Consider the following 18,647-nt stretch of genomic DNA (forward strand, 5'->3'; position numbering starts at 1 on the left):
AATGCGAAGATCTCGTCGGTGCGGGATGCCAGGATCGGTATCCCGCACCGCACCGACGAGCCCCTGTGCCGGGTTCTTCGACGCCGGCATCCGCCCCCGCGGATTCGAAAGAATTCCTATCCCTTGCCCCGGACGATTTTCCAGACGTTCGGGTAAGCGAATTTTGATGCGGCTCTGCCATCGTTCTCCCGTGGCCGTTCCGAGCCTATCACCTAGCGAGTGTCGCGCCATGTGATCTGGCTTGTCAACGAAAACTTGTGGCTTTTTCTGTCTTCTTGCCCGGATTCGCAAGGATTCCTTGTGTACTGTGGCGAATTTGCCTTAGAAGCGGTCAGCAGCGCAACAATCCGATTGGCGAAGCTCGATGGTCCATTCGAAGCGGCATGGCGAAATCCTGCGTCTCCTGCAGGAGGAGGGCACCGTCACTATCGCCAGCCTGGCCGACCGGCTGGGCGTCTCGCTGGAGACCGTGCGCCGCGACGTCAAGCCGCTGACCAGTGACGGTTCGATCCTGAAGATGCATGGCGCCGTCGGCCTGCCGTCGATGGCCGGCGAGGCGCCATTCGAGCGGCGCATGCGCGAGAATGCCGATGCCAAGCGCGCCATCGCCCGCATGGTTGCCGCCACCATTCGCGACGGCGAATCGATCATGCTCGACACCGGCACCACCACCTCTTTCCTCGCTCGCGAGCTGCTCGGCCACCGGCGGTTGACGGTAGTCACCAACTCCTCCGACATCGCCCGCACGCTGGCCACCGTCAACGGCAACAAGGTCTACATGGCCGGCGGCGAATTGCGCAGCGATTCGGGCGCAGCCTTCGGCGTCTCGGCCATTGAGTTCGTCAGCCGCTTTTCCGTCAATCATGCGGTGATCTCCACCGGTGCGGTCGATGCCGTCACGGGCGTCATGGACTATGATCTGGAAGAGGCGGAAATCGCCCGCATGGTGCTGTCGCGCGGCCAGCGCTCGCTCGTCATCACCGACCACACCAAGTTCGGCCGCCAAGGCCTGGTTCAGGTCTGCGGCTTCGAGGGTTTTTCCGAACTTGCGACCGACCGTTCTCCGCCGCGCGACATCGCCACCGCTCTTGTCCAGGCGGGCGCACGGCTCAGCATTGCGGATGGCAAGATCGGAATCTAATCGAAAACCAGCGATTGGTGGGCGCATACGCCCGCGAAGGCTCCGCTCGATACGGCGAAGGCGATGTTGTGCATCGAACGTGCCGCATCTCCGGCGGCATAGACGCCGGGCACGGTCGTCTGCTGCCGGTCGTCGACGGTGATCACTGGGCCGAGGAAGCCTTCCGTGAAAGTACAGCCAAGCTGCTCGGCCAGCGGGCTCGCCATGGTGTTGCGCGGCGCGGTGAACAGCGCCTTGATGCCGGCTTTGCGGCCGTCTTCGAGACTGACGATCAGCCCGCCCGAACTATCCTTTTCCAGCCCCGCCACGCCGGCCGGCTCGAACCGTACGTTCCGCCTTTCCAGCGCAAGCATTTGTTCCGCGTCCGGCTCGAACATGCCGTTTGCGAACAGCGTGACGTCACCCCAGTCGGCGATCAATTGCGCCTGATGCACTGCCATCGGGCCGGTTGCCAGCACGCCAAGCGGCCCGCCGGCCACCTCGTAACCATGGCAATAAGGACAGTGCAGCACGCTCTTTCCCCAATGCTCGGCAAGCCCGGGGACATCCGGCAGGATATCGCGCACGCCGGTGGCAAGCACCAGCCGCGCCGCGCCGAATGTCTCGCCGCGATCAGTCATAATCTCGAAGCCGGAACCGGCGGCAGCGGCCTTGTTCGCCAATCCGACGACGACCCTGGCTGTCGGATAGGCCAGCAGCTGCCGTCTTGCGTCGTCCAGGATTGCGCCGGGCGCGCGCCCGTCCTGTCCCAGGAACCCGTGCGAATGTTCGGCAAAACGGTTACGCGGCTGGCCCGCGTCGATCACCAGGACGTTGCGCCGGGCCCGTCCTGCCTGGATGGCGGCGGACAGGCCGGCAAAGCTGCCGCCGACCACGATCAGATCATACTGCGTAGCTGGCAGATCATACTGCATGGCTGGTCACTCCAATCAACTCGTAACGGCGGTGGAAATCGGCGGCGAGATCGGCGAGCGTGATGCGACTGAGTTTTTCCGCCAGCAGCCTCTCGGCCTCGACGCGAAAATCATCGAGCGCCGCTATCACCGCTTGTTCGACAAGGCAGCCGGGACTTTCCGGCTCGGTGCCGAACGGCAGCAGCGTTTCGCCAAGGGCGGCGCTGATCTCGGCCAGCGAGATTTTCTCGGGCGCACGGCCAAGCTGCCAGCCGCCGCCATGGCCGCGCGACGAGGTGACGATGCCAGCGTCGCGCAAGCCAGCAATGGTCCGGCGGACGACGACCGGGTTCGTGTGGATGAATGTGGCGAGCTGCTCGGAGGTCAGCGCGTCCTCCTGCGTCTCGGCCATGTGGACGAGAATGTGCAGGGTCGAGGAAAGTCTGCTGTTTCGTTTCATGTAACTTACTTAGTTACGAGTCTCGCGGTCGTCAAGCGCCCGTCGCCCACTTCCCAGCGCCGCCTTCGCCGTGTTTAGTCCGGCCATGGCCTTCACCATCCGCCAATTGCAGTTCTTCATCGCCGTCGCCGAGCAAGGCACGGTGTCGGGTGCTGCGCAGAACCTGTCGATCTCGCAATCGTCGGTCACCGAAGCGATCAAGGAACTGGAACACGATCTCGGCGTCGAGCTGTTCGAGCGCCACCCGCGCGGCTTGAACATCACTCACAAGGGCCATCAGTTCCTGCGCCACGCGACAAAGATTCTTGCCGACGTTTCCGATGCGCGCCGCGCCTTCTTCGGCGAGCAAGCGGCCGCAGGCGGCCGGCTCCAGCTCGGTGTCACCTCGCTGGTCGCCGGCTATGTGCTGTCCGACCTTCTCGCCCGCTATCGACGTGCCTACCCGGGCGTTGAGGTCTCGGCCATCGAGGACAATGGCGATTACCTTGAGCACCTCCTGATCGGAGGCAAGCTCGACATCGCCGTCATGGTCACCTCGAACCTGCGCGATCGCACCGCGCTGCAATCGGAAATTCTCGAAGTCTCGGCCTACCGGCTATGGCTGCCGCTCGGCCACCCGCTGGCCGGCGCCGACATCATCGGCATTGGCGACATCGCCTCGGAGCCGCTGATCATGCTGACCGTCGACGAGATCGAGGAGAACACCGGAAAACTGCTGGCGGCGATCGGCGCCAAGCCGCATGTCGCCTTCCGCACCCGCTCTGTCGAGGCGGTGCGCAGCCTCGTCGCCACCGGCGCCGGTGTGGCGTTGTTGCCCGACCTCGTCTACCGGCCATGGTCGCTCGAAGGCGACCGCATCGAATCGCGCGATATTTCGGGCTCTTTGCCGGTGGTGCAGGTCGGCATGGTCTGGCGGCGCGGCTCCGGCCTGCCGCAGGCCGCACGCGACTTCATCGGGCTTGCCCAATCGCAGCGCATGGTCCGTCAGCGACCGGAGAAGATTGGCCGCTGATCTATCGGAAAAACCGATATCGCCTTTCTGATAAATGAATTTGCGAAACCGGAAATTTCGCAGCACCTTCACGGTCGGGACCAAGCCGCCGCGACAGTGCGGCCCCTCAAATGGGAGATCGACGATGAATTCATTCCTGAAGTCATGCACTGCACTGACGGTCGCGCTGACCTTCTCCGGCCAGGCGATCGCTCAGGTCAAGGAACTCGGCAAGGGCGAAGGCCAGGTCAACATTGTCGCCTGGCCCGGCTACATCGAGCGCGGCGAAACCGACAAGGGCTACGACTGGGTCACGTCCTTCGAGAAGGACACAGGCTGCAAGGTCAACGTCAAGACGGCCAACACGTCCGACGAAATGGTCGCGCTGATGAATGAGGGCGGCTTCGATCTCGTCACCGCCTCGGGCGACGCGTCGCTGCGCCTCGTCGCCGGCAAGCGCGTCCAGCCGATCAACACCGATCTCGTCCCGAGCTGGAAGACGGTCGACGACCGGCTCAAGGATGCGCCGTGGTTCACGGTCGGCGGCGTCCACTACGGCGTCCCTTACCAGTGGGGCCCGAATGTGCTGATGTACAACACCGAGGTGTTCAAGGAAGCGCCGAAGAGCTGGAACGTCGTCTTCGAGGAGATGACCTTGCCTGACGGCAAGTCGAACAAGGGCCGCGTCCAGGCCTATGACGGGCCGATCCATGTCGCCGATGCCGCCAACTATCTGATGTTTCACAAGCGGGAACTCGGCATCAAGGATCCCTACGAGCTGACCGAGGATCAGTACAAGGCCGCGCTAGATCTGCTGCGCGTCCAGCGCACGCTGGTCGGACGCTACTGGCATGACGCCGCCATCCAGGTCGACGACTTCCAGAACGAAGGCGTTGTTGCTTCAGGTTCATGGCCCTACCAGGTCAACACGCTGGTTGCCGCCAAGAAACCGGTCGCTTCGACCATTCCGCAAGAAGGCGTCACCGGCTGGGCCGACACCACCATGATGGAGGCCGACGCAGCCCACCCGAACTGCGCCTATATGTGGCTGGAGCATTCGCTGTCGCCGAAAGTCCAGGGCGACATTTCCGCCTGGTTCGGCTCGTTGCCGGTGGTGCCGGCTGCCTGCAAAGGCAACGAACTGCTCGGCGAAGAAGGCTGCAAGACCAACGGCTACGACAATTTCGAAAAGATCAAGTTCTGGAAGACGCCAGTGTCGAAATGCGCCACCCAGAACGACCAGTGCGTGCCTTACTATCGCTGGGTGTCGGATTACATTGGCGTCATCGGCGGGCGGTGAGTTCGTCTCACTCGTTCTGAGAGCGTATCACTGCCCTCACTCTCACCCTCTCCCCGACGGGAGAGGGAGGACGCCGGCGTTTAGGTAAGCCCCTTCTCCCCGTCACAATACGGGGAGAAGGTGCCGGCAGGCGGATGAGGGGGCAGCGCCGTCGCCTGAATTTGATCAGCCTGGGACAGCCCATGACATCAGCCGTTTCGTTCGCCAAAGTCTCTCGCCATTTCGGCAGCGTGCGCGCCGTCGATATGGTTGATCTCGATATCGTGCCGGGCGAGTTCTTTGCCATGCTTGGACCTTCCGGCTCCGGCAAGACGACCTGCCTGCGCCTCATCGCCGGCTTCGAGCAGCCGACATCGGGCTCGCTCTCCATCTTCGGCGAACGCGCCGAAGGCGTCCCGCCCTATCGCCGCAACGTCAACACCGTGTTTCAGGATTACGCGCTGTTCCCGCATCTCAACGTGCTCGACAACGTCGCCTATGGGCTGATGGTCAAGGGCGTCGGCAAGCCGGAGCGGCAGAAGGCGGCGGAAGAGGCACTGTCGCTGGTGCGGCTTCCGGGCTACGGCGCCCGCCGTCCCGGCCAGCTTTCCGGTGGCCAGCGCCAGCGCGTCGCGCTCGCTCGCGCGTTGGTCAACCAGCCCAAGGTGCTTTTGCTCGACGAGCCGCTTGGCGCGCTCGACCTCAAGCTGCGCGAAAACATGCAGGAGGAGCTGAAGTCGCTGCAGAAGGCGCTCGGCATTACCTTCGTCTTCGTCACCCACGATCAGGGCGAGGCCCTTTCGATGGCCGACCGCGTCGCCGTCTTCAACGACGGCAAGGTCATGCAGATCGGCACGCCGGAGGACATCTACCAGCGCCCGAAGACGCGTTTCGTCGCCGATTTCGTCGGCTCGTCCAATGTGCTGCCGCCTGATTTCGTCCAGCGTTATTCCGGCCAGCATCGCTGGGGGAGCCTGCGTCCTGAATCCATTCGCATTGGTCGAGCGGCCAAGGGCGACGGCGTTGCCGCTCGCCTCGTCTCGACCAACTATCTCGGCGCCACGACAAGACTGGCGCTCGATGCCGACGGGCTGAGGCTGCACGCCGTCGTGCCAGCGGGTGCGAAATTGCCGAGGGAGGGTGAGGCTGTCGTGCTCACCTTCAACCGCGAGCATCTGCATCTGATGGACGAGCCGGCATGATGGCGCTGAAGGCAGCTGGCGGACTGAATGAGGCGCTCTACGGCGCCCCCCTCTGTCCTGCCGGACATCTCCCCCACTTGGGGGGAGATCGGCAGCTTGGTCGGCGGCACCTCTTCTGCAACGTTGGTGGTTGGCGAAAGCGGTCGCGACATCCGATCTCCCCCCAAGTGGGGGAGATGTCCGGCAGGACAGAGGGGGGCGCGAAGGAACGCGACCTGTCGAAGAAGCCATGACCCTGACCGCGACCCAGGCAAAAGCCGCCCCAGCCGTCCTCCCCCGCGGCGGCGGCATGCGTGGCGCCTTGTCCGACGTCTTCTGGCGCAAGCCGAAGCTGCTGCTGCTGTTGATGCTGCTGCCGCCGGTGCTGTGGCTCGGCATCGTCTATATCGGCTCGCTGTTCGCGCTGCTCTTGCAGAGTTTTTTCTCGATCGACGAATTCTCCGGCCTCATCAACCGCGAATTCACGCTGAAGACCTATGGCGACCTGCTCCAGGCCGCCAATCTCGACATAATCCTGCGCACGGTGACGATGGCAGCCCTGGTCACGCTCGCCTCCGCGGTGATCGCCTTCCCCATCGCCTATTACGCGGCGCGCTATGCGCGCGGCCGCTGGAAGGCGCTGTTCTATCTCGGCATCATGCTGCCGCTGTGGTCGAGCTATCTGGTCAAGATCTACGCCTGGAAGCTCATCCTCGCCAAGGAAGGCATCCTGACCTGGCTGCTCACCAAGCTGCATCTTCTATGGCTTGTTGATGGCTGGCTGTCGCTGCCGATCGTCGGCGGCAATTCGCTGTCGGTGTCGTCCACCGGCACCTTCATCGTCTTCGTTTACGTCTGGCTGCCCTTCATGATCCTGCCGGTGCAGGCGGCACTCGAGCGCGTGCCGGGCAATCTGGTCGAAGCCTCGTCCGATCTTGGCGCCTCGCCCGGCCAGACCTTCCGCAACGTGCTGTTCCCGCTGGCGCTGCCGGGCATCGTCGCCGGCTCGATATTCACCTTCTCGCTGACGCTCGGCGATTACATCATCCCGCAGATCATCGGCACCTCGCGGTTGTTCATCGGGCAGGCCGTCTATTCGCAGCAGGGCACCGCCGGCAACATTCCGCTTGCCGCCGCCTTCACCGTAGTGCCCATCGTCATCATGGGCTTCTACCTCTGGGGCGCCAAGCGCATGGGAGCTTTCGATGCGCTCTGATGGCTCACGACCCGCTCCTCTCGGCCTGAAGGTCGCCGCCGCCTGCGGCCTGCTGTTCCTGCATCTGCCGATCTTCCTGATCTTCGTCTATGCCTTTACGACCGAGGAAAAGAGCTTCGTCTGGCCGCCGCCGGGGCTGACGACGCAGTGGTTCGCCGTCACCTGGAACCGCCCGGACGTTTGGCAAGCGCTGTCGCTGTCGGTCCGTGTCGCCGCCATCTCGACCGCCGTCGCGCTGGTCCTCGGCACACTGTGCGCCGCGGCCGTGTCGCGAACACGATTCTTTGGTCGCGAGACCATCTCGCTGCTGGTCATCCTGCCGATAGCGCTGCCCGGCATCATTACCGGCATCGCGTTGCGTTCGGCCTTTTCGCTGGCCGAGATTCCGTTCTCGTTCTGGACGATCGTGCTTGGCCACGCCACCTTCTGCGTCGTCGTTGTCTACAACAACGCCGTGGCCCGCTTCCGCCGCACCTCCGGCTCGATGATCGAGGCATCGATGGATCTCGGCGCCGACGGCTTCCAGACCTTTCGCCATGTCGTGCTGCCCAACATCGCCACCGCCCTGCTTGCCGGCGGCATGCTCGCCTTCGCGCTGTCGTTCGACGAGGTCATTGTCACCACCTTCACCGCCGGCCAGCAGCAGACGCTGCCGATCTGGATGCTGGAGGAGCTGATCCGTCCGCGCCAGCGCCCGGTCACCAATGTGGTGGCCATGGTCGTCGTGCTGGTGACGCTGCTGCCCATCCTTCTTGCCTACTACCTGACCCGCGACGGCGACCAGATCGCCGGTTCGGGCAAATGACGTCAAGAATCCATAAGGGAGAGACTTCCATGGACACAAAGATGCTGATTGGCTCGAAATTCGAGAAGGGCACCGAAACCGAAGAACCGATCCTCAATCCGAAGACCGGGGCGACCATTCTCAACCTGCCTGAAGCGAGCCAGGCGCAGATCGAGGCGGCGGTGCTTGCGGCCGAAAAGGCCTTCATCACCTGGTCGCGCACCACGCCGGCGCAGCGCTCGGGCTATCTCCTGAAGATCGCCGACCGCATAGAAGCCGATGCGAAGGATTTCGCCGCCCTCGAGGCGCTCAATTGCGGCAAGCCGATCAACGCCGTGCTCAACGACGAGATCCCGGCGATCGTCGATTGCTACCGCTTCTTTGCCGGTGCCGTCCGGTCCATGCCCGGCCAGGTCGCCGGCGAATATATTCCCGGTCACACCTCGATGGTCCGCCGCGACGCCATCGGTGTCGTCGCTTCGATCGCGCCATGGAACTATCCGCTGATGATGATGGCCTGGAAGCTGGCGCCGGCGATCGCCGGCGGCAATACCGTGGTTTTCAAACCATCGGAGCAGACGCCGCTGACGGCGCTAAAGCTGGCGAAGGTACTAGCCGAGATCCTGCCGGAAGGCGTCGTCAATGTCGTGCTCGGCCGCGGAGACAGCGTCGGCAACACGCTGATCAACCACCCGAAAATCAACATGATCTCGATCACCGGCGATGTCGCCACCGGCAAGAAGGTGCTGCAGGCCGCCGCCAAGTCCGTCAAGCGCACCCATCTCGAGCTCGGTGGCAAGGCGCCGGTCATCGTCTTCGATGACGCCGACCTGGGCGCGGTGATCAACGGCCTGCGCGCCTTCGGCTATTACAATGCCGGCCAGGACTGCACCGCCGCCTGTCGCATCTATGCCGGCAAGAAGATCTACGACAAGCTTGTCGCCGACCTTTCCTCGGCCGTCTCGACCATCAAGTACAACCGCCCCGACGACACCGAGAACGAGATCGGGCCGCTCATCTCACGCCGCCAGCGCGACCGCGTTTCGAGCTTCGTCGAACGCGCCTCCGAGTTGAAGCACATCGAGATCACCACCGGTGGCAAGCCGGGCGAGGGCTCCGGCTTCTTCTACCAGCCGACGGTCGTCGCCGGCGCCTTGCAGGAAGACGAGATCGTGCGCCGCGAAGTGTTCGGGCCGGTCGTCTCGGTCACTCGCTTTTCCGAAGTCGACGAGGCGGTGAGCTGGGCCAATGACAGCGACTATGGCCTCGCGTCCTCGGTGTGGACCAAGGATGTCTCGCGCGCCATGGCGACAGCCGCTCGGTTGCAATATGGCTGCACCTGGATCAACACCCATTTCATGCTGACCAACGAGATGCCGCATGGCGGGCTGAAACAGTCCGGCTACGGAAAGGACATGTCACTCTATGCCCTGGAGGATTATACCGCCGTGCGGCATGTGATGGTGGCACACGGCTAGCGCCTTCCCTTCTCCCCGCTCACGGGGAGAAGGTGGCCCGAAGGGCGGATGAGGGGCAGCACAAGCTTCTGCCAACTTGGCGCTGCCCCTTATCTGCCTGCCGGCATCTTCTTCCCGTTAACGGGCAGAAGAGCGCTACTCCACAATGCGATAGATGTTCCACAGGCTGGTGCCCGACACCACATAGGGCTCCATCTCCTTCCCCCATTTGGCGTGCGCGTCGATCTTGCCGATCTTGGCGAAGAATTCCTCCAGTTGTGCCAGGCTTTCGACCTGGTGGTGTGACTCGACCGTCGCCTCCCGTGCGCCGATCGAACCGGTCATGATCTGGAACTCAAGCTCGGCGAGACCGACCTGCGAGCCGATCTCGCGTTCCCATTTTTTCAACAAGTCGAGCACTGCCTGCTTGTGCCCGAACTTGGCGTCGATCTGCCATCTGGCGCTGAACATGGCCGCCTCCTCACTCGTCCCATGCCTGCACGACGGTCTGCCGCGCAATCTGGCCGTCCTTCAGCTCCAGCATCGCCGCGCAGAACACTTTTGTGCCGTCCGGGTAGTCGCAGGCCTGGGTGAAGGCGAGGTTGTCGCCGTCGGCGATGGTGGTGTCGACCTTGTGGGTCATCGCCCGGCTGCAGATGTCGTCCCAGAACGTGCTGATCGCCGCGCGCCCGCGGATTTCGCGCGGCTTGCTCGGCGGATTGTTGCGGTCGATTACCCGCACCAGCGCGTCGTCGGCATAGAAGCTCGACAGCAATTTTCCGTCACGGCCTTCGATCGCTTTCTTGATCGCCGCGCCGTCCACGGCCTGTGTCTTGGTCACCATTGTATCCTCCATGTGCCCGTCTTCACGAGCGGGCGTTTGATTGATCGGCGCTGTCCGGCGTTCATCGCCGGGGAGTGATTTTTCTACTGTGACTTCGCCTTGACGGCGGCGAACACCTCATCGGCCTGCTGCTTGAAAGCCGCGAGATCGATCTGGCTGCCGTTGAGCATCGTCGACCAGTGGCGCACGATCGCGGCCATCGCCACCGCTTCCTTGATCTCCTCGTCGGTTGCGCCATTGAGCTTGGCTGCCTGCGTGTGGAAATAGATGCAGTACTGGCAGGGGATCTGCGCAGCGACAGCGAGGCCCATCAACTCCTTGGTCTTGCCATCGAGCGCGGTCTTCGGGTTGAGCTGCACCCCTTTGATCTCAGCCCAGGCGCCGGCGACCGCGACGTCCGGCAGTGTCCTGAACATGTCCGGCACCGAGCCGAGCGTCGCCTGGATATCCTTGTAGGCAGCCGTTGCCGAAGCATCCTCGGCCTTTGCCGGGGCAACAGTCAGGAGCGCACCAATGCCTGCTGCCATCACCAATGATTGGATCTTCCATTTCAACATTTCATCCTCTCTTCGCGGTGCCTTTTCTCGGCGACATCCGCCTGGCCTGCGGAGAGAATTGATACGCTTACGCTTCCGTGGCCGCTTCGCCCGAAAGCGCCATGGCTCTCATGGCCCGTCCGGGCCAGCGTGCCTGGCAGAAAACGCCGCCGCAGCCGCGCGCGACGGCAGATCCAGCTTGAGCAGTATGTTGGCGACGTGACGCTTGACAGTGTGCTCGCTCAGCCTGAGTTCAGCGGCAATCACAGCATTGCTCTTGCCGTCGGCAATCAGGCTCACCACCTCGCTTTCGCGTGCCGTCAGCGCTGCCGGCTCGGTCATCCGGGCTTTGGGCCGGCAGGCGGGCTCCAGATGCTGTTCGGACGTCGCATGCACCAGGGCGAGCGGCTCATCGAGTTCGTCAAGCGCGATCCGCCCGGCATCGGTGAAATGAAGGCCCGAACCGGTTGCCAGATCGGCGACCAGCCGGGACGCGAGGATATCGCCGCTGCCGGCATGGGCGGCAAGCTGCAACGTCACGCGGCCTGTCAGCCCCGCCGGCGGTCCGCGCAACTCGATCTCGCCGACATGCGCACCTTGCGCTGTGGCCACGCCGATCTTCTGCGCCGCGTCGCGCAGCGCCGCCGCACAGCGTATGGCACGCGCCGGGGCGTCGAGCGACATCATCAGCTCGCCATGCGTTCCAGCAGAGCGGCCACCATGGCGCCCGACCAGCAGTCGCCAAGTTTCCTGAAAACGCTGGCTGCGCTCGCTCCACATGCGGTCGCCGAGGCGCGCGGTATCGTAGATGCGGGTCGCTAGAAGTGCGGCTAGCACGCGCTCCGCCTCGGCGACAGCGCGCTCGCCGGTTAGAAACTCCTCGATCAGGCCGGCCACCCGGTCCACGTCGCCGGTCCAAATCGGGTGGTCGCGGCCAGGGATCACGACCAGGCGGGCATTCGGGATCTTTTTGGCCAGGAAACGACTGGCGTCGGGATCGACCCGCGCATCGTTGCGGCGATGGATCAGCAACGTTGGTGCGCTGATCGCCGCCAGCACGCCGCGCACGTCGGTCCCCGCATTCATGCGCGCCAAGGCAGCTGCCGCCGTCGGGCTCGCCGATAGCCGCTCGAAGCGCCCCCACCATGTTGCAAAACGGGAATCGTCAACCCGGCCAGGCGCGAAATGAGGCAAGGTGGCGCCGGTGCCCCATGCCGTCTCCGCCATCTCGATGAAGGCGTCGAGGCGTTCCGGTGGCATCACCCATTTGTGGAAATGTGCATAGCCGCCATAGAGCACCAGCGCCCGGGTCCGCTCCGGATAGGTGGCGGCGAACAGCATCGCCATCGGCGCGCCTTCCGAAGCACCGAGCAATGCCGCACGGCCGCTGCCAGTGGCATCCATCACCGCACGCACATCGTCCATGCGGGTTTCGAGACTAGGCAGGTAATGCGCATCGACGCGATCGGACAGGCCGGTGCCGCGCTTGTCGAACAGGATCAGCCGCGAGAACGCTGAAAGCCGTTTCAGCAGACGGCTGTAACCCTCGTCTTCCCAGTGCAGATCGAGATTGGAAATGAAGCCCGGCACGAAAACGAGATCGAACGATCCCTGGCCGACCACCTGGTAGGCGATCCGCACGTCGCCGCTTCGGGCGTATCGAGTTTCGATCGGCCTCACGAGGTTTGTCCGCCCGGCCCGACGATTTCTGGTCGTGGGATCATAGCAGAGGCGCGCGGATTGCGGCAGATGCAACTTTAGAGAGGTTGAATGGAAGCCGGCGGCAGCTAAAGAGACGTTTGCTGGCCTATTTCTGTGACGCCGCGGCGATCTCGGCCTTCCCGTCCGCGCTAAAACCTGCGCCCTCCGGCGCACTCGGCCGCTTGATCCTCACCGAGGCGGCCACGACAAGCTCGTTGAAGCCTTCGCCACCGCTGTCCAGCATTTCGAACAATTGCCGCCGCATCCTCGGTTCCCAGAACTTGTTGATGTGCTCGGCGACGCCGGCAATGCCTTCCTCGCGCGGCTTGGAGTGAAAAAAGGCTGCGATCTGGTTGGCCATGCGGACCAGCTTCTCGCCGGTGCTCATGATGTGGCCTTCGTCATGCGACATGCTTGGCAACTCCGGAAACCACACGGCTAGGGTGGGTGAAGATATCGAAATCATCGCCGCGCACGAGAGCCACCAGCGTCATGCCGGCATCCTCGGCGGTGCGGATGGCAAGTGCCGTCGGCGCCGAGACGGCAATGATGAAGGCAGCACCTATCGCCGCCGTCTTCTGCACCATCTCGACCGAAACGCGCGACGTCACGACGACGGCACCCGAGGTGCCGTCGATGCCGGCTTTGGCCAGTGCGCCGGCCAGCTTGTCGAGCGCATTGTGGCGGCCGACATCCTCGCGCGCCATGACGATGCCCTTGCCGTGGATGTAAAAGCCGGCGGCATGCACCGCACCGGTCTCGGCGTGCAGCGGCTGCACCCTCGACAGAAGCTTGACCGAGCGGATGATATCTTCGGGCGCAAGCGTAAGTTTTGACGAACCGACGGCGCTGACCGAGCGCATGGCCTCCTCGATCGACTCGATGCCGCACAGCCCGCAGCCGACCGGTCCGGCCAGTCGTCGGCGCCGCGCTTCGAAGCGCGTATTGGCCTGGTCCTTCAGCCTGATCTGGATATCGATGCCGGCGCCGTGATCCTCGACCTCGATCGCCTCGATTTCTTGGCGGTCGGCGATGATGCCTTCGGTCAGCGAGAAGCCGAGCGCGAAGTCCTCGAAATCGGCGGGACTTGCCATCATCACCGCATGAGTGGTGCCGGCAAAGGAGAACGCCACCGGCGTCTCTTCCGGCACCATGCGGTTGGCGGCCGCAGTGCCGCCGGCGCGGTGCGCCAGCCGCGAGATCTGCGTCGTGGCTTTGCGGCGCGCGCTCAAAGATTACTCCGCTGCTTCCAGCGTCGCGATGCGACGGCTGTTGCGGGCCTGCTCGTCATAGTCGATCTGCCATTCCGACGGTCCGTTGGACGCGCCTACCTGCACCGCCGTCACCTTATATTCCGGACAGTTGGTTGCCCAGTCGGAGAAGTCGGTGGTGATGACGTTGGCCTGCGTGTCGGGGTGGTGGAACGTCGTATAGACCACGCCAGGCGACACCTTGTCGGTGATCAGCGCGCGCAGCGTCGTCTCGCCGGAGCGGCTGGTCAGGCGGACCCAGTCGCCGTCACGCAGACCGCGGTTTTCGGCGTCATGCGGGTGGATCTCCAGCCGGTCCTCGCTGTGCCACATGATATTGTCGGTACGCCTGGTCTGCGCGCCGACATTGTACTGCGACAGGATGCGGCCGGTGGTCAGCAGCAGCGGGAAGCGCGGTCCCGTCCTCTCGTCGGTCGCAACATATTCGGTGCGGATGAACTTGCCCTTGCCGCGCACGAAACCGCTGATATGCATGATCGGCGTGCCTTCCGGCGCCTTCTCGTTGCAGGGCCACTGCACCGAGCCCATCTTTTCCAGATAATCGTAGGAGACGCTGGCGAAGCTCGGCGTCGTCTTGGCGATCTCGTCCATGATTTCCGACGGATGCTGGTAATTCCAGTCAAGCCCCATCGTCTGTGCGAGCTTCTGCGTCACTTCCCAGTCGGCCAGCCCGTTCTTCGGCGCCATCACCTTGCGCACGCGGTTAATGCGGCGCTCGGCATTGGTGAAGGTGCCGTCCTTCTCGAGGAAGGTCGAGCCGGGCAGGAAGACATGCGCGTAGTTGGCGGTCTCGTTGAGGAAAAGATCGTGCACGACCACGCATTCCATTGCCGCCAGCCCTGCGGCGACATGCTTGGTGTCGGGATCGGACTGCAGGATGTCCTCGCCCTGCACGTAGAGGCCCTTGAACGAGCCGTCGACGGCGGCGTCCAGCATGTTGGGGATGCGCAGGCCGGGCTCATCGTCGAGCTTGACGCCCCATAGGCTCTCATAGATGTCGCGCACCGCGTCGCCGGAGACGTGGCGATAGCCGGGCAGCTCATGCGGGAACGAGCCCATGTCGCAGGAGCCCTGGACATTGTTCTGGCCGCGCAGCGGGTTCACGCCGACGCCCGGCCGGCCGACATTGCCGGTCGCCATGGCAAGGTTGGCGATGGCGATGACCGTGGTCGAGCCCTGGCTGTGCTCGGTCACGCCGAGGCCGTAATAGATCGCGCCATTGCCGCCGGTGGCAAACAGCCGTGCGGCGCCGCGGATCTCTTCGGGATCGACATTGGCAAGCTGGCCGACGACTTCCGGGCTGTTTTCCGGCAGCGCCACGAACGACGCCCAGTCCTGGAACTCGTCCCAATCGCAGCGCTCGCGGATGAAGGCCTCATCGAACAGGCCTTCGGTGACGATGACATGGGCAAGCGCGGTGACCACGGCGACATTGGTGCCGGGCTTCAGCGGCAGATGATGCTGCGCCTCGATATGGGCCGAGCGCACGATATCGGTGCGGCGCGGGTCGAGCACGATCAGCTTGGCGCCTTTGCGCAACCGCTTCTTCATGCGCGAAGCAAATACCGGATGTGCGTCGGTCGGATTGGCACCGATGATCATCACCACGTCGGTTTTCTCGATCGAATCGAAATCCTGGGTGCCGGCCGAAGTGCCGAATGTCTGCCCAAGACCATAGCCGGTCGGCGAATGGCAGACGCGGGCGCAGGTATCGACATTGTTGTTGCGGAAACCCTGGCGGATCAGCTTCTGCACCAGATAGGTTTCCTCGTTCGTGCAGCGCGACGAGGTGATGCCGCCGATCGAGGTGCGGCCATACTGGTACTGGATGCGGCGGAACTCGTTGGCGGTATGGGTGAGCGCTTCTTCCCACGACACTTCGCGCCATGGATCGGTGACCTTTTCGCGGATCATCGGATTGAGGATGCGCTCCTTGTGGGTCGAATAGCCGTAGGCAAAACGTCCCTTGACGCAGCTATGGCCACGGTTCGCCTTGCCGTCCTTGTAGGGCACCATGCGCACCAGCTCGTCGCCGCGCATTTCGGCCTTGAACGAGCAGCCGACGCCGCAATAGGCGCAGGTGGTGACCACCGAATGCTCCGGCTGGCCGATCTTGATCACCGACTTTTCGGAAAGCGTCGCCGTCGGGCAGGCCTGCACGCAGGCGCCGCAGGACACGCATTCGCTGTCGATGAAGAGCTGATGCATGCCTGGCGACACGCGGCTTTCAAAGCCGCGGCCCTCGATGGTCAGCGCGAAGGTGCCTTGCACCTCCTCGCAGGCGCGCACGCAGCGCGAGCAGACGATGCATTTCGAGGGATCATAGGTGAAATACGGGTTGGACTCGTCCTTCGCCATCCATTTGAAATTTTCTGCGCCGTCGTTCTTCTTGAAAACGTGGTTGTCGCCCTCATAACCGTAGCGCACGTCGCGCAGGCCGACGACGCCGGCCTGCGTCTGCAATTCGCAGTCGCCATTGGCGGCACAGGTCAGGCAGTCGAGCGGATGGTCGGAGATGTAGAGCTCCATCACGCCGCGGCGGATGTCCTTCAGCCTTCCGGTCTGGGTGTGCACCACCATGCCCGGCGCCACCGGCGTCGTGCAGGAGGATGGCGTGCCGTTGCGGCCGTCGATCTCGACCAGGCAAAGCCGGCAGGAGCCGAAGGCGTCGACCATGTCGGTGGCGCAGAGTTTTGGAATGGCGATGCCCGCTTCCATCGAGGCGCGCATGATCGAGGTGCCTTCCGGCACGGTGACGGTGAAGCCGTCAACCGTCAGCGTCACCTGCTTCTCGGAGGTCGAGGCCGGTGTGCCGTAGTCGATTTCCTGAACGAGACCCATGGCGAGACTCCTATTCTGCTGCTTCGGCGACCGGCGCCGGCTTGAAATCATCGCGGAAGTGGTTGATTGCGCTCATCACCGGGTAGGGCGTGAAGCCACCCAGCGCACAGAGCGAACCGTACTTCATCGTGTTGCAGAGGTCTGTCACCAGCTCGATCTGCTTTTCCGGCTCGATACCCCTGGCGATCTTGTCGATCGTCTCGACGCCGCGCGTCGAGCCGATGCGGCATGGCGTGCACTTGCCGCAGCTTTCGATGGCGCAGAACTCCATGGCGAAGCGCGCTTGCTTCAGCATGTCGGCGGTGTCGTCGAACACGGTGATGCCGGCATGGCCGATCAGCCCGTCCTTGGCGGCGAAAGCCTCGTAGTCGAATGGCGTGTCGAACAGGGCGCGGGGAAAATAAGCTCCCAACGGACCCCCGACCTGCACCGCCTTGACCGGACGTCCGGTCGCCGTGCCGCCGCCGATGTCATCGACGATCTCGCCAAGCGTCATGCCGAACGCTGCCTCGAACAGGCCGCCATATCTGACATTGCCGGCGATCTGGATCGGAATGGTGCCGCGCGAGCGGCCCATGCCGAAATCCTTGTAGAAGGCAGCACCCTTGTCCATGATGACAGGCACCGATGCCAGCGAGATGACGTTGTTGATTACCGTCGGCTTGCCGAACAGGCCCTGGATGGCCGGCAGTGGCGGCTTGGCGCGAACGACCCCGCGCTTGCCTTCGAGGCTGTTGAGCAGCGAGGTTTCCTCGCCGCAGACATAGGCACCGGCGCCGACGCGGATTTCCATGTCGAAGGCGTTGGGCGAGCCCAGCACGTTGACACCGAGCAGGCCCGCTTCGCGGGCGACCTCGACCGCCTTCTGCATCATCGCCACCGCATGCGGATATTCCGAGCGGATATAGACAAAACCCTTGGTCGCGCCGGTCGCGATGCCGGCGATCGCCATGCCTTCGATCAGCACGAAGGGGTCGCCCTCCATGATCATGCGGTCGGCGAAGGTGGCGCTGTCGCCCTCGTCGGCATTGCAGACGATATACTTTTTGTCGGCCGTCGTATCGAGCACCGTTTTCCACTTGATGCCGGTCGGGAAGCCGGCGCCGCCGCGACCGCGCAGGCCCGACTCGGTGACCTGCTTGACGATTTCGGCCGGCGCCATCGCCACGGCGTTCTGCAGGCCCTTCAGCCCGCCATGTGCCTTGTAGTGATCGAGCGACAGCGGATTGATGACGCCGCAACGCGCGAAGGTCAGGCGCGTCTGCCTGGCCAGGAACGGGATCTTGTCGGGCGCGCCCAGCCAGCGCTTGTGGTGACCGCCGGTGAGGAAGCCGCTGTCGAACAGTCCTTTGACGTCGGACGGCTTCACCGGCCCGTAGGCGACGCGGCCCTTGTCTGTTGTTGCCACTTCGACCATCGGCTCGAGGAAATAGGCGCCGCGCGAACCGTTGCGCACGATCTTGGCCTCGATGCCGCGATCGGCCAATTCTCTCTCAATCGCCTTGGCGACCTTTTCCGCACCCAGCGCCAGCGCGCCGGAGTCTCCCGGAATGTAGATGCGCGGGATCACGAGCGCACCTCGGCAACGATCTCGTCGAGCTTTTCGTCATCGAGCCGGCCGATCACCGCGCCGTCCAGCATTGCCGATGGCGCGCAGGCGCAAAGGCCGAGGCAATAGACCGGTTCCAGCGTCACCGAACCGTCGCGCGCCGTCTCGTGGAAACCTATGCCCAGCAATTGCTTGAGCTTGGCGGCAACGGCGTCCGAGCCCATCGACTGACAGGCTTCCGCCTGACAGAGCTTCAGCACATGCCGCCCGGCCGGGTGGCTGCGGTAGTCATGGTAGAAGGTTACGACGCCGTGCACCTCCGCCTTGGAGATGTTCAGCGCCTCGGCGATCACCGGCAGCGCGTCCTGCGGCACATGGCCGAACTCTTCCTGGATGCCGTGGAGGATCGGCAATAGCGGGCCTTCGAGGCCCTTCAGCTCCTGGATGATCGCCGCCGTGCGCGACGCGATCTCGGTACTTGCAGGCTGCATTGTCATGCAGCG

At 63.8% G+C, this 18,647-nt stretch carries 18 protein-coding genes; 7 read left to right on the forward strand and 11 right to left on the reverse strand.

Annotation, left to right across the window (positions count from 1 at the left end):
• Nucleotides 1-364: 364 nt before the first annotated feature.
• On the forward strand, nt 365-1,141 hold the full coding sequence (locus RPG13_RS09155) for a DeoR/GlpR family DNA-binding transcription regulator (RefSeq protein ID WP_337124865.1): 777 nt from the start codon (nt 365-367) through the stop codon (nt 1,139-1,141).
• Here the strand turns inward: RPG13_RS09155 and RPG13_RS09160 are convergent.
• Nucleotides 1,138-2,055 carry an NAD(P)/FAD-dependent oxidoreductase gene (locus RPG13_RS09160; protein ID WP_127205398.1) on the reverse strand — a complete coding sequence of 306 codons (918 nt, stop codon included), beginning with the start codon at nt 2,053-2,055 and terminating at the stop codon, nt 1,138-1,140. The genes RPG13_RS09155 and RPG13_RS09160 overlap by 4 nt on opposite strands.
• Complete coding sequence (locus tag RPG13_RS09165; protein WP_337124866.1) at nt 2,045-2,494, reverse strand: RrF2 family transcriptional regulator; 450 nt, start codon at nt 2,492-2,494, stop codon at nt 2,045-2,047. The genes RPG13_RS09160 and RPG13_RS09165 overlap by 11 nt, the downstream gene beginning before the upstream one ends.
• Nucleotides 2,495-2,579: 85 nt before the next feature.
• On the opposite strand from RPG13_RS09165, the gene RPG13_RS09170 reads away from it, so the two are divergent.
• From RPG13_RS09170 to RPG13_RS09195, 6 genes are all read left to right on the forward strand, one after another.
• Nucleotides 2,580-3,506: a LysR family transcriptional regulator gene (locus RPG13_RS09170; RefSeq protein WP_095483006.1), complete on the forward strand. Its 927-nt coding sequence runs from the start codon at nt 2,580-2,582 to the stop codon at nt 3,504-3,506.
• A 124-nt stretch (nt 3,507-3,630) separates the two neighbouring features.
• Nucleotides 3,631-4,785, forward strand: coding sequence for an ABC transporter substrate-binding protein (locus tag RPG13_RS09175; RefSeq protein ID WP_337124867.1), 1,155 nt, complete (start codon nt 3,631-3,633; stop codon nt 4,783-4,785).
• A gap of 182 nt (nt 4,786-4,967) precedes the next feature.
• On the forward strand, nt 4,968-5,966 hold the full coding sequence (locus tag RPG13_RS09180) for an ABC transporter ATP-binding protein (RefSeq protein WP_337124868.1): 999 nt from the start codon (nt 4,968-4,970) through the stop codon (nt 5,964-5,966).
• A 229-nt stretch (nt 5,967-6,195) separates the two neighbouring features.
• Nucleotides 6,196-7,161: an ABC transporter permease gene (locus RPG13_RS09185; RefSeq protein WP_127205393.1), complete on the forward strand. Its 966-nt coding sequence runs from the start codon at nt 6,196-6,198 to the stop codon at nt 7,159-7,161.
• Nucleotides 7,151-7,966, forward strand: a complete 816-nt coding sequence (locus tag RPG13_RS09190; protein WP_337124869.1) for an ABC transporter permease — start codon at nt 7,151-7,153, stop codon at nt 7,964-7,966. The genes RPG13_RS09185 and RPG13_RS09190 overlap by 11 nt, the downstream gene beginning before the upstream one ends.
• 29 nt (nt 7,967-7,995) lie before the next feature.
• Nucleotides 7,996-9,423, forward strand: a complete 1,428-nt coding sequence (locus RPG13_RS09195) for a gamma-aminobutyraldehyde dehydrogenase (RefSeq protein WP_292227046.1) — start codon at nt 7,996-7,998, stop codon at nt 9,421-9,423.
• Between the two features lie 135 nt (nt 9,424-9,558).
• Here the strand turns inward: RPG13_RS09195 and RPG13_RS09200 are convergent, their stop codons facing one another.
• The 9 genes from RPG13_RS09200 to RPG13_RS09240 form a co-directional block, all read right to left on the reverse strand.
• The gene (locus tag RPG13_RS09200) at nt 9,559-9,873 is read right to left on the reverse strand and encodes a hypothetical protein (RefSeq protein WP_095483000.1); all 315 of its coding nucleotides are present in this window, start codon (nt 9,871-9,873) and stop codon (nt 9,559-9,561) included.
• 10 nt (nt 9,874-9,883) lie between these two features.
• On the reverse strand, nt 9,884-10,246 hold the full coding sequence (locus tag RPG13_RS09205; protein WP_095483047.1) for a nuclear transport factor 2 family protein: 363 nt from the start codon (nt 10,244-10,246) through the stop codon (nt 9,884-9,886).
• Between the two features lie 83 nt (nt 10,247-10,329).
• Nucleotides 10,330-10,803 carry a carboxymuconolactone decarboxylase family protein gene (locus RPG13_RS09210; RefSeq protein WP_337124870.1) on the reverse strand — a complete coding sequence of 158 codons (474 nt, stop codon included), beginning with the start codon at nt 10,801-10,803 and terminating at the stop codon, nt 10,330-10,332.
• A gap of 108 nt (nt 10,804-10,911) precedes the next feature.
• The gene (locus RPG13_RS09215; protein WP_337124871.1) at nt 10,912-12,462 is read right to left on the reverse strand and encodes an alpha/beta fold hydrolase; all 1,551 of its coding nucleotides are present in this window, start codon (nt 12,460-12,462) and stop codon (nt 10,912-10,914) included.
• A 127-nt stretch (nt 12,463-12,589) separates the two neighbouring features.
• Nucleotides 12,590-12,895: a formate dehydrogenase subunit delta gene (locus RPG13_RS09220; RefSeq protein ID WP_127205388.1), complete on the reverse strand. Its 306-nt coding sequence runs from the start codon at nt 12,893-12,895 to the stop codon at nt 12,590-12,592.
• Nucleotides 12,885-13,715, reverse strand: a complete 831-nt coding sequence (fdhD, locus tag RPG13_RS09225) for a formate dehydrogenase accessory sulfurtransferase FdhD (protein ID WP_337124872.1) — start codon at nt 13,713-13,715, stop codon at nt 12,885-12,887. Before fdhD ends, RPG13_RS09220 begins: the two co-directional genes overlap by 11 nt.
• A 3-nt stretch (nt 13,716-13,718) precedes the next feature.
• The gene (gene fdhF / locus RPG13_RS09230; RefSeq protein ID WP_126103826.1) at nt 13,719-16,595 is read right to left on the reverse strand and encodes a formate dehydrogenase subunit alpha; all 2,877 of its coding nucleotides are present in this window, start codon (nt 16,593-16,595) and stop codon (nt 13,719-13,721) included.
• Nucleotides 16,596-16,605: 10 nt separating this feature from the next.
• The gene (locus tag RPG13_RS09235; RefSeq protein ID WP_126103825.1) at nt 16,606-18,165 is read right to left on the reverse strand and encodes a formate dehydrogenase beta subunit; all 1,560 of its coding nucleotides are present in this window, start codon (nt 18,163-18,165) and stop codon (nt 16,606-16,608) included.
• A complete protein-coding gene (locus tag RPG13_RS09240) occupies nt 18,162-18,641 on the reverse strand; it encodes a formate dehydrogenase subunit gamma (protein WP_127290122.1) in 480 nt (159 codons plus the stop codon). Before RPG13_RS09240 ends, RPG13_RS09235 begins: the two co-directional genes overlap by 4 nt.
• Nucleotides 18,642-18,647: the final 6 nt, after the last annotated feature.

It is taken from the genome of Mesorhizobium sp. ISC15, from assembly GCF_037162615.1.
Classification (GTDB): domain Bacteria; phylum Pseudomonadota; class Alphaproteobacteria; order Rhizobiales; family Rhizobiaceae; genus Mesorhizobium; species Mesorhizobium mediterraneum.

What these genes read in the sequence shown, in the direction of transcription:
- RPG13_RS09155 (WP_337124865.1), top strand. Translation starts at nt 365, where the DNA reads ATGGTCCATTCGAAGCGGCATGGCGAAATCCTGCGTCTCCTGCAGGAG.
- RPG13_RS09160 (WP_127205398.1), bottom strand. Translation starts at nt 2,055, where the DNA reads ATGCAGTATGATCTGCCAGCTACGCAGTATGATCTGATCGTGGTCGGC.
- RPG13_RS09165 (WP_337124866.1), bottom strand. Translation starts at nt 2,494, where the DNA reads ATGAAACGAAACAGCAGACTTTCCTCGACCCTGCACATTCTCGTCCAC.
- RPG13_RS09170 (WP_095483006.1), top strand. Translation starts at nt 2,580, where the DNA reads ATGGCCTTCACCATCCGCCAATTGCAGTTCTTCATCGCCGTCGCCGAG.
- RPG13_RS09175 (WP_337124867.1), top strand. Translation starts at nt 3,631, where the DNA reads ATGAATTCATTCCTGAAGTCATGCACTGCACTGACGGTCGCGCTGACC.
- RPG13_RS09180 (WP_337124868.1), top strand. Translation starts at nt 4,968, where the DNA reads ATGACATCAGCCGTTTCGTTCGCCAAAGTCTCTCGCCATTTCGGCAGC.
- RPG13_RS09185 (WP_127205393.1), top strand. Translation starts at nt 6,196, where the DNA reads ATGACCCTGACCGCGACCCAGGCAAAAGCCGCCCCAGCCGTCCTCCCC.
- RPG13_RS09190 (WP_337124869.1), top strand. Translation starts at nt 7,151, where the DNA reads ATGCGCTCTGATGGCTCACGACCCGCTCCTCTCGGCCTGAAGGTCGCC.
- RPG13_RS09195 (WP_292227046.1), top strand. Translation starts at nt 7,996, where the DNA reads ATGGACACAAAGATGCTGATTGGCTCGAAATTCGAGAAGGGCACCGAA.
- RPG13_RS09200 (WP_095483000.1), bottom strand. Translation starts at nt 9,873, where the DNA reads ATGTTCAGCGCCAGATGGCAGATCGACGCCAAGTTCGGGCACAAGCAG.
- RPG13_RS09205 (WP_095483047.1), bottom strand. Translation starts at nt 10,246, where the DNA reads ATGGTGACCAAGACACAGGCCGTGGACGGCGCGGCGATCAAGAAAGCG.
- RPG13_RS09210 (WP_337124870.1), bottom strand. Translation starts at nt 10,803, where the DNA reads ATGTTGAAATGGAAGATCCAATCATTGGTGATGGCAGCAGGCATTGGT.
- RPG13_RS09220 (WP_127205388.1), bottom strand. Translation starts at nt 12,895, where the DNA reads ATGTCGCATGACGAAGGCCACATCATGAGCACCGGCGAGAAGCTGGTC.
- fdhF (WP_126103826.1), bottom strand. Translation starts at nt 16,595, where the DNA reads ATGGGTCTCGTTCAGGAAATCGACTACGGCACACCGGCCTCGACCTCC.
- RPG13_RS09240 (WP_127290122.1), bottom strand. Translation starts at nt 18,641, where the DNA reads ATGACAATGCAGCCTGCAAGTACCGAGATCGCGTCGCGCACGGCGGCG.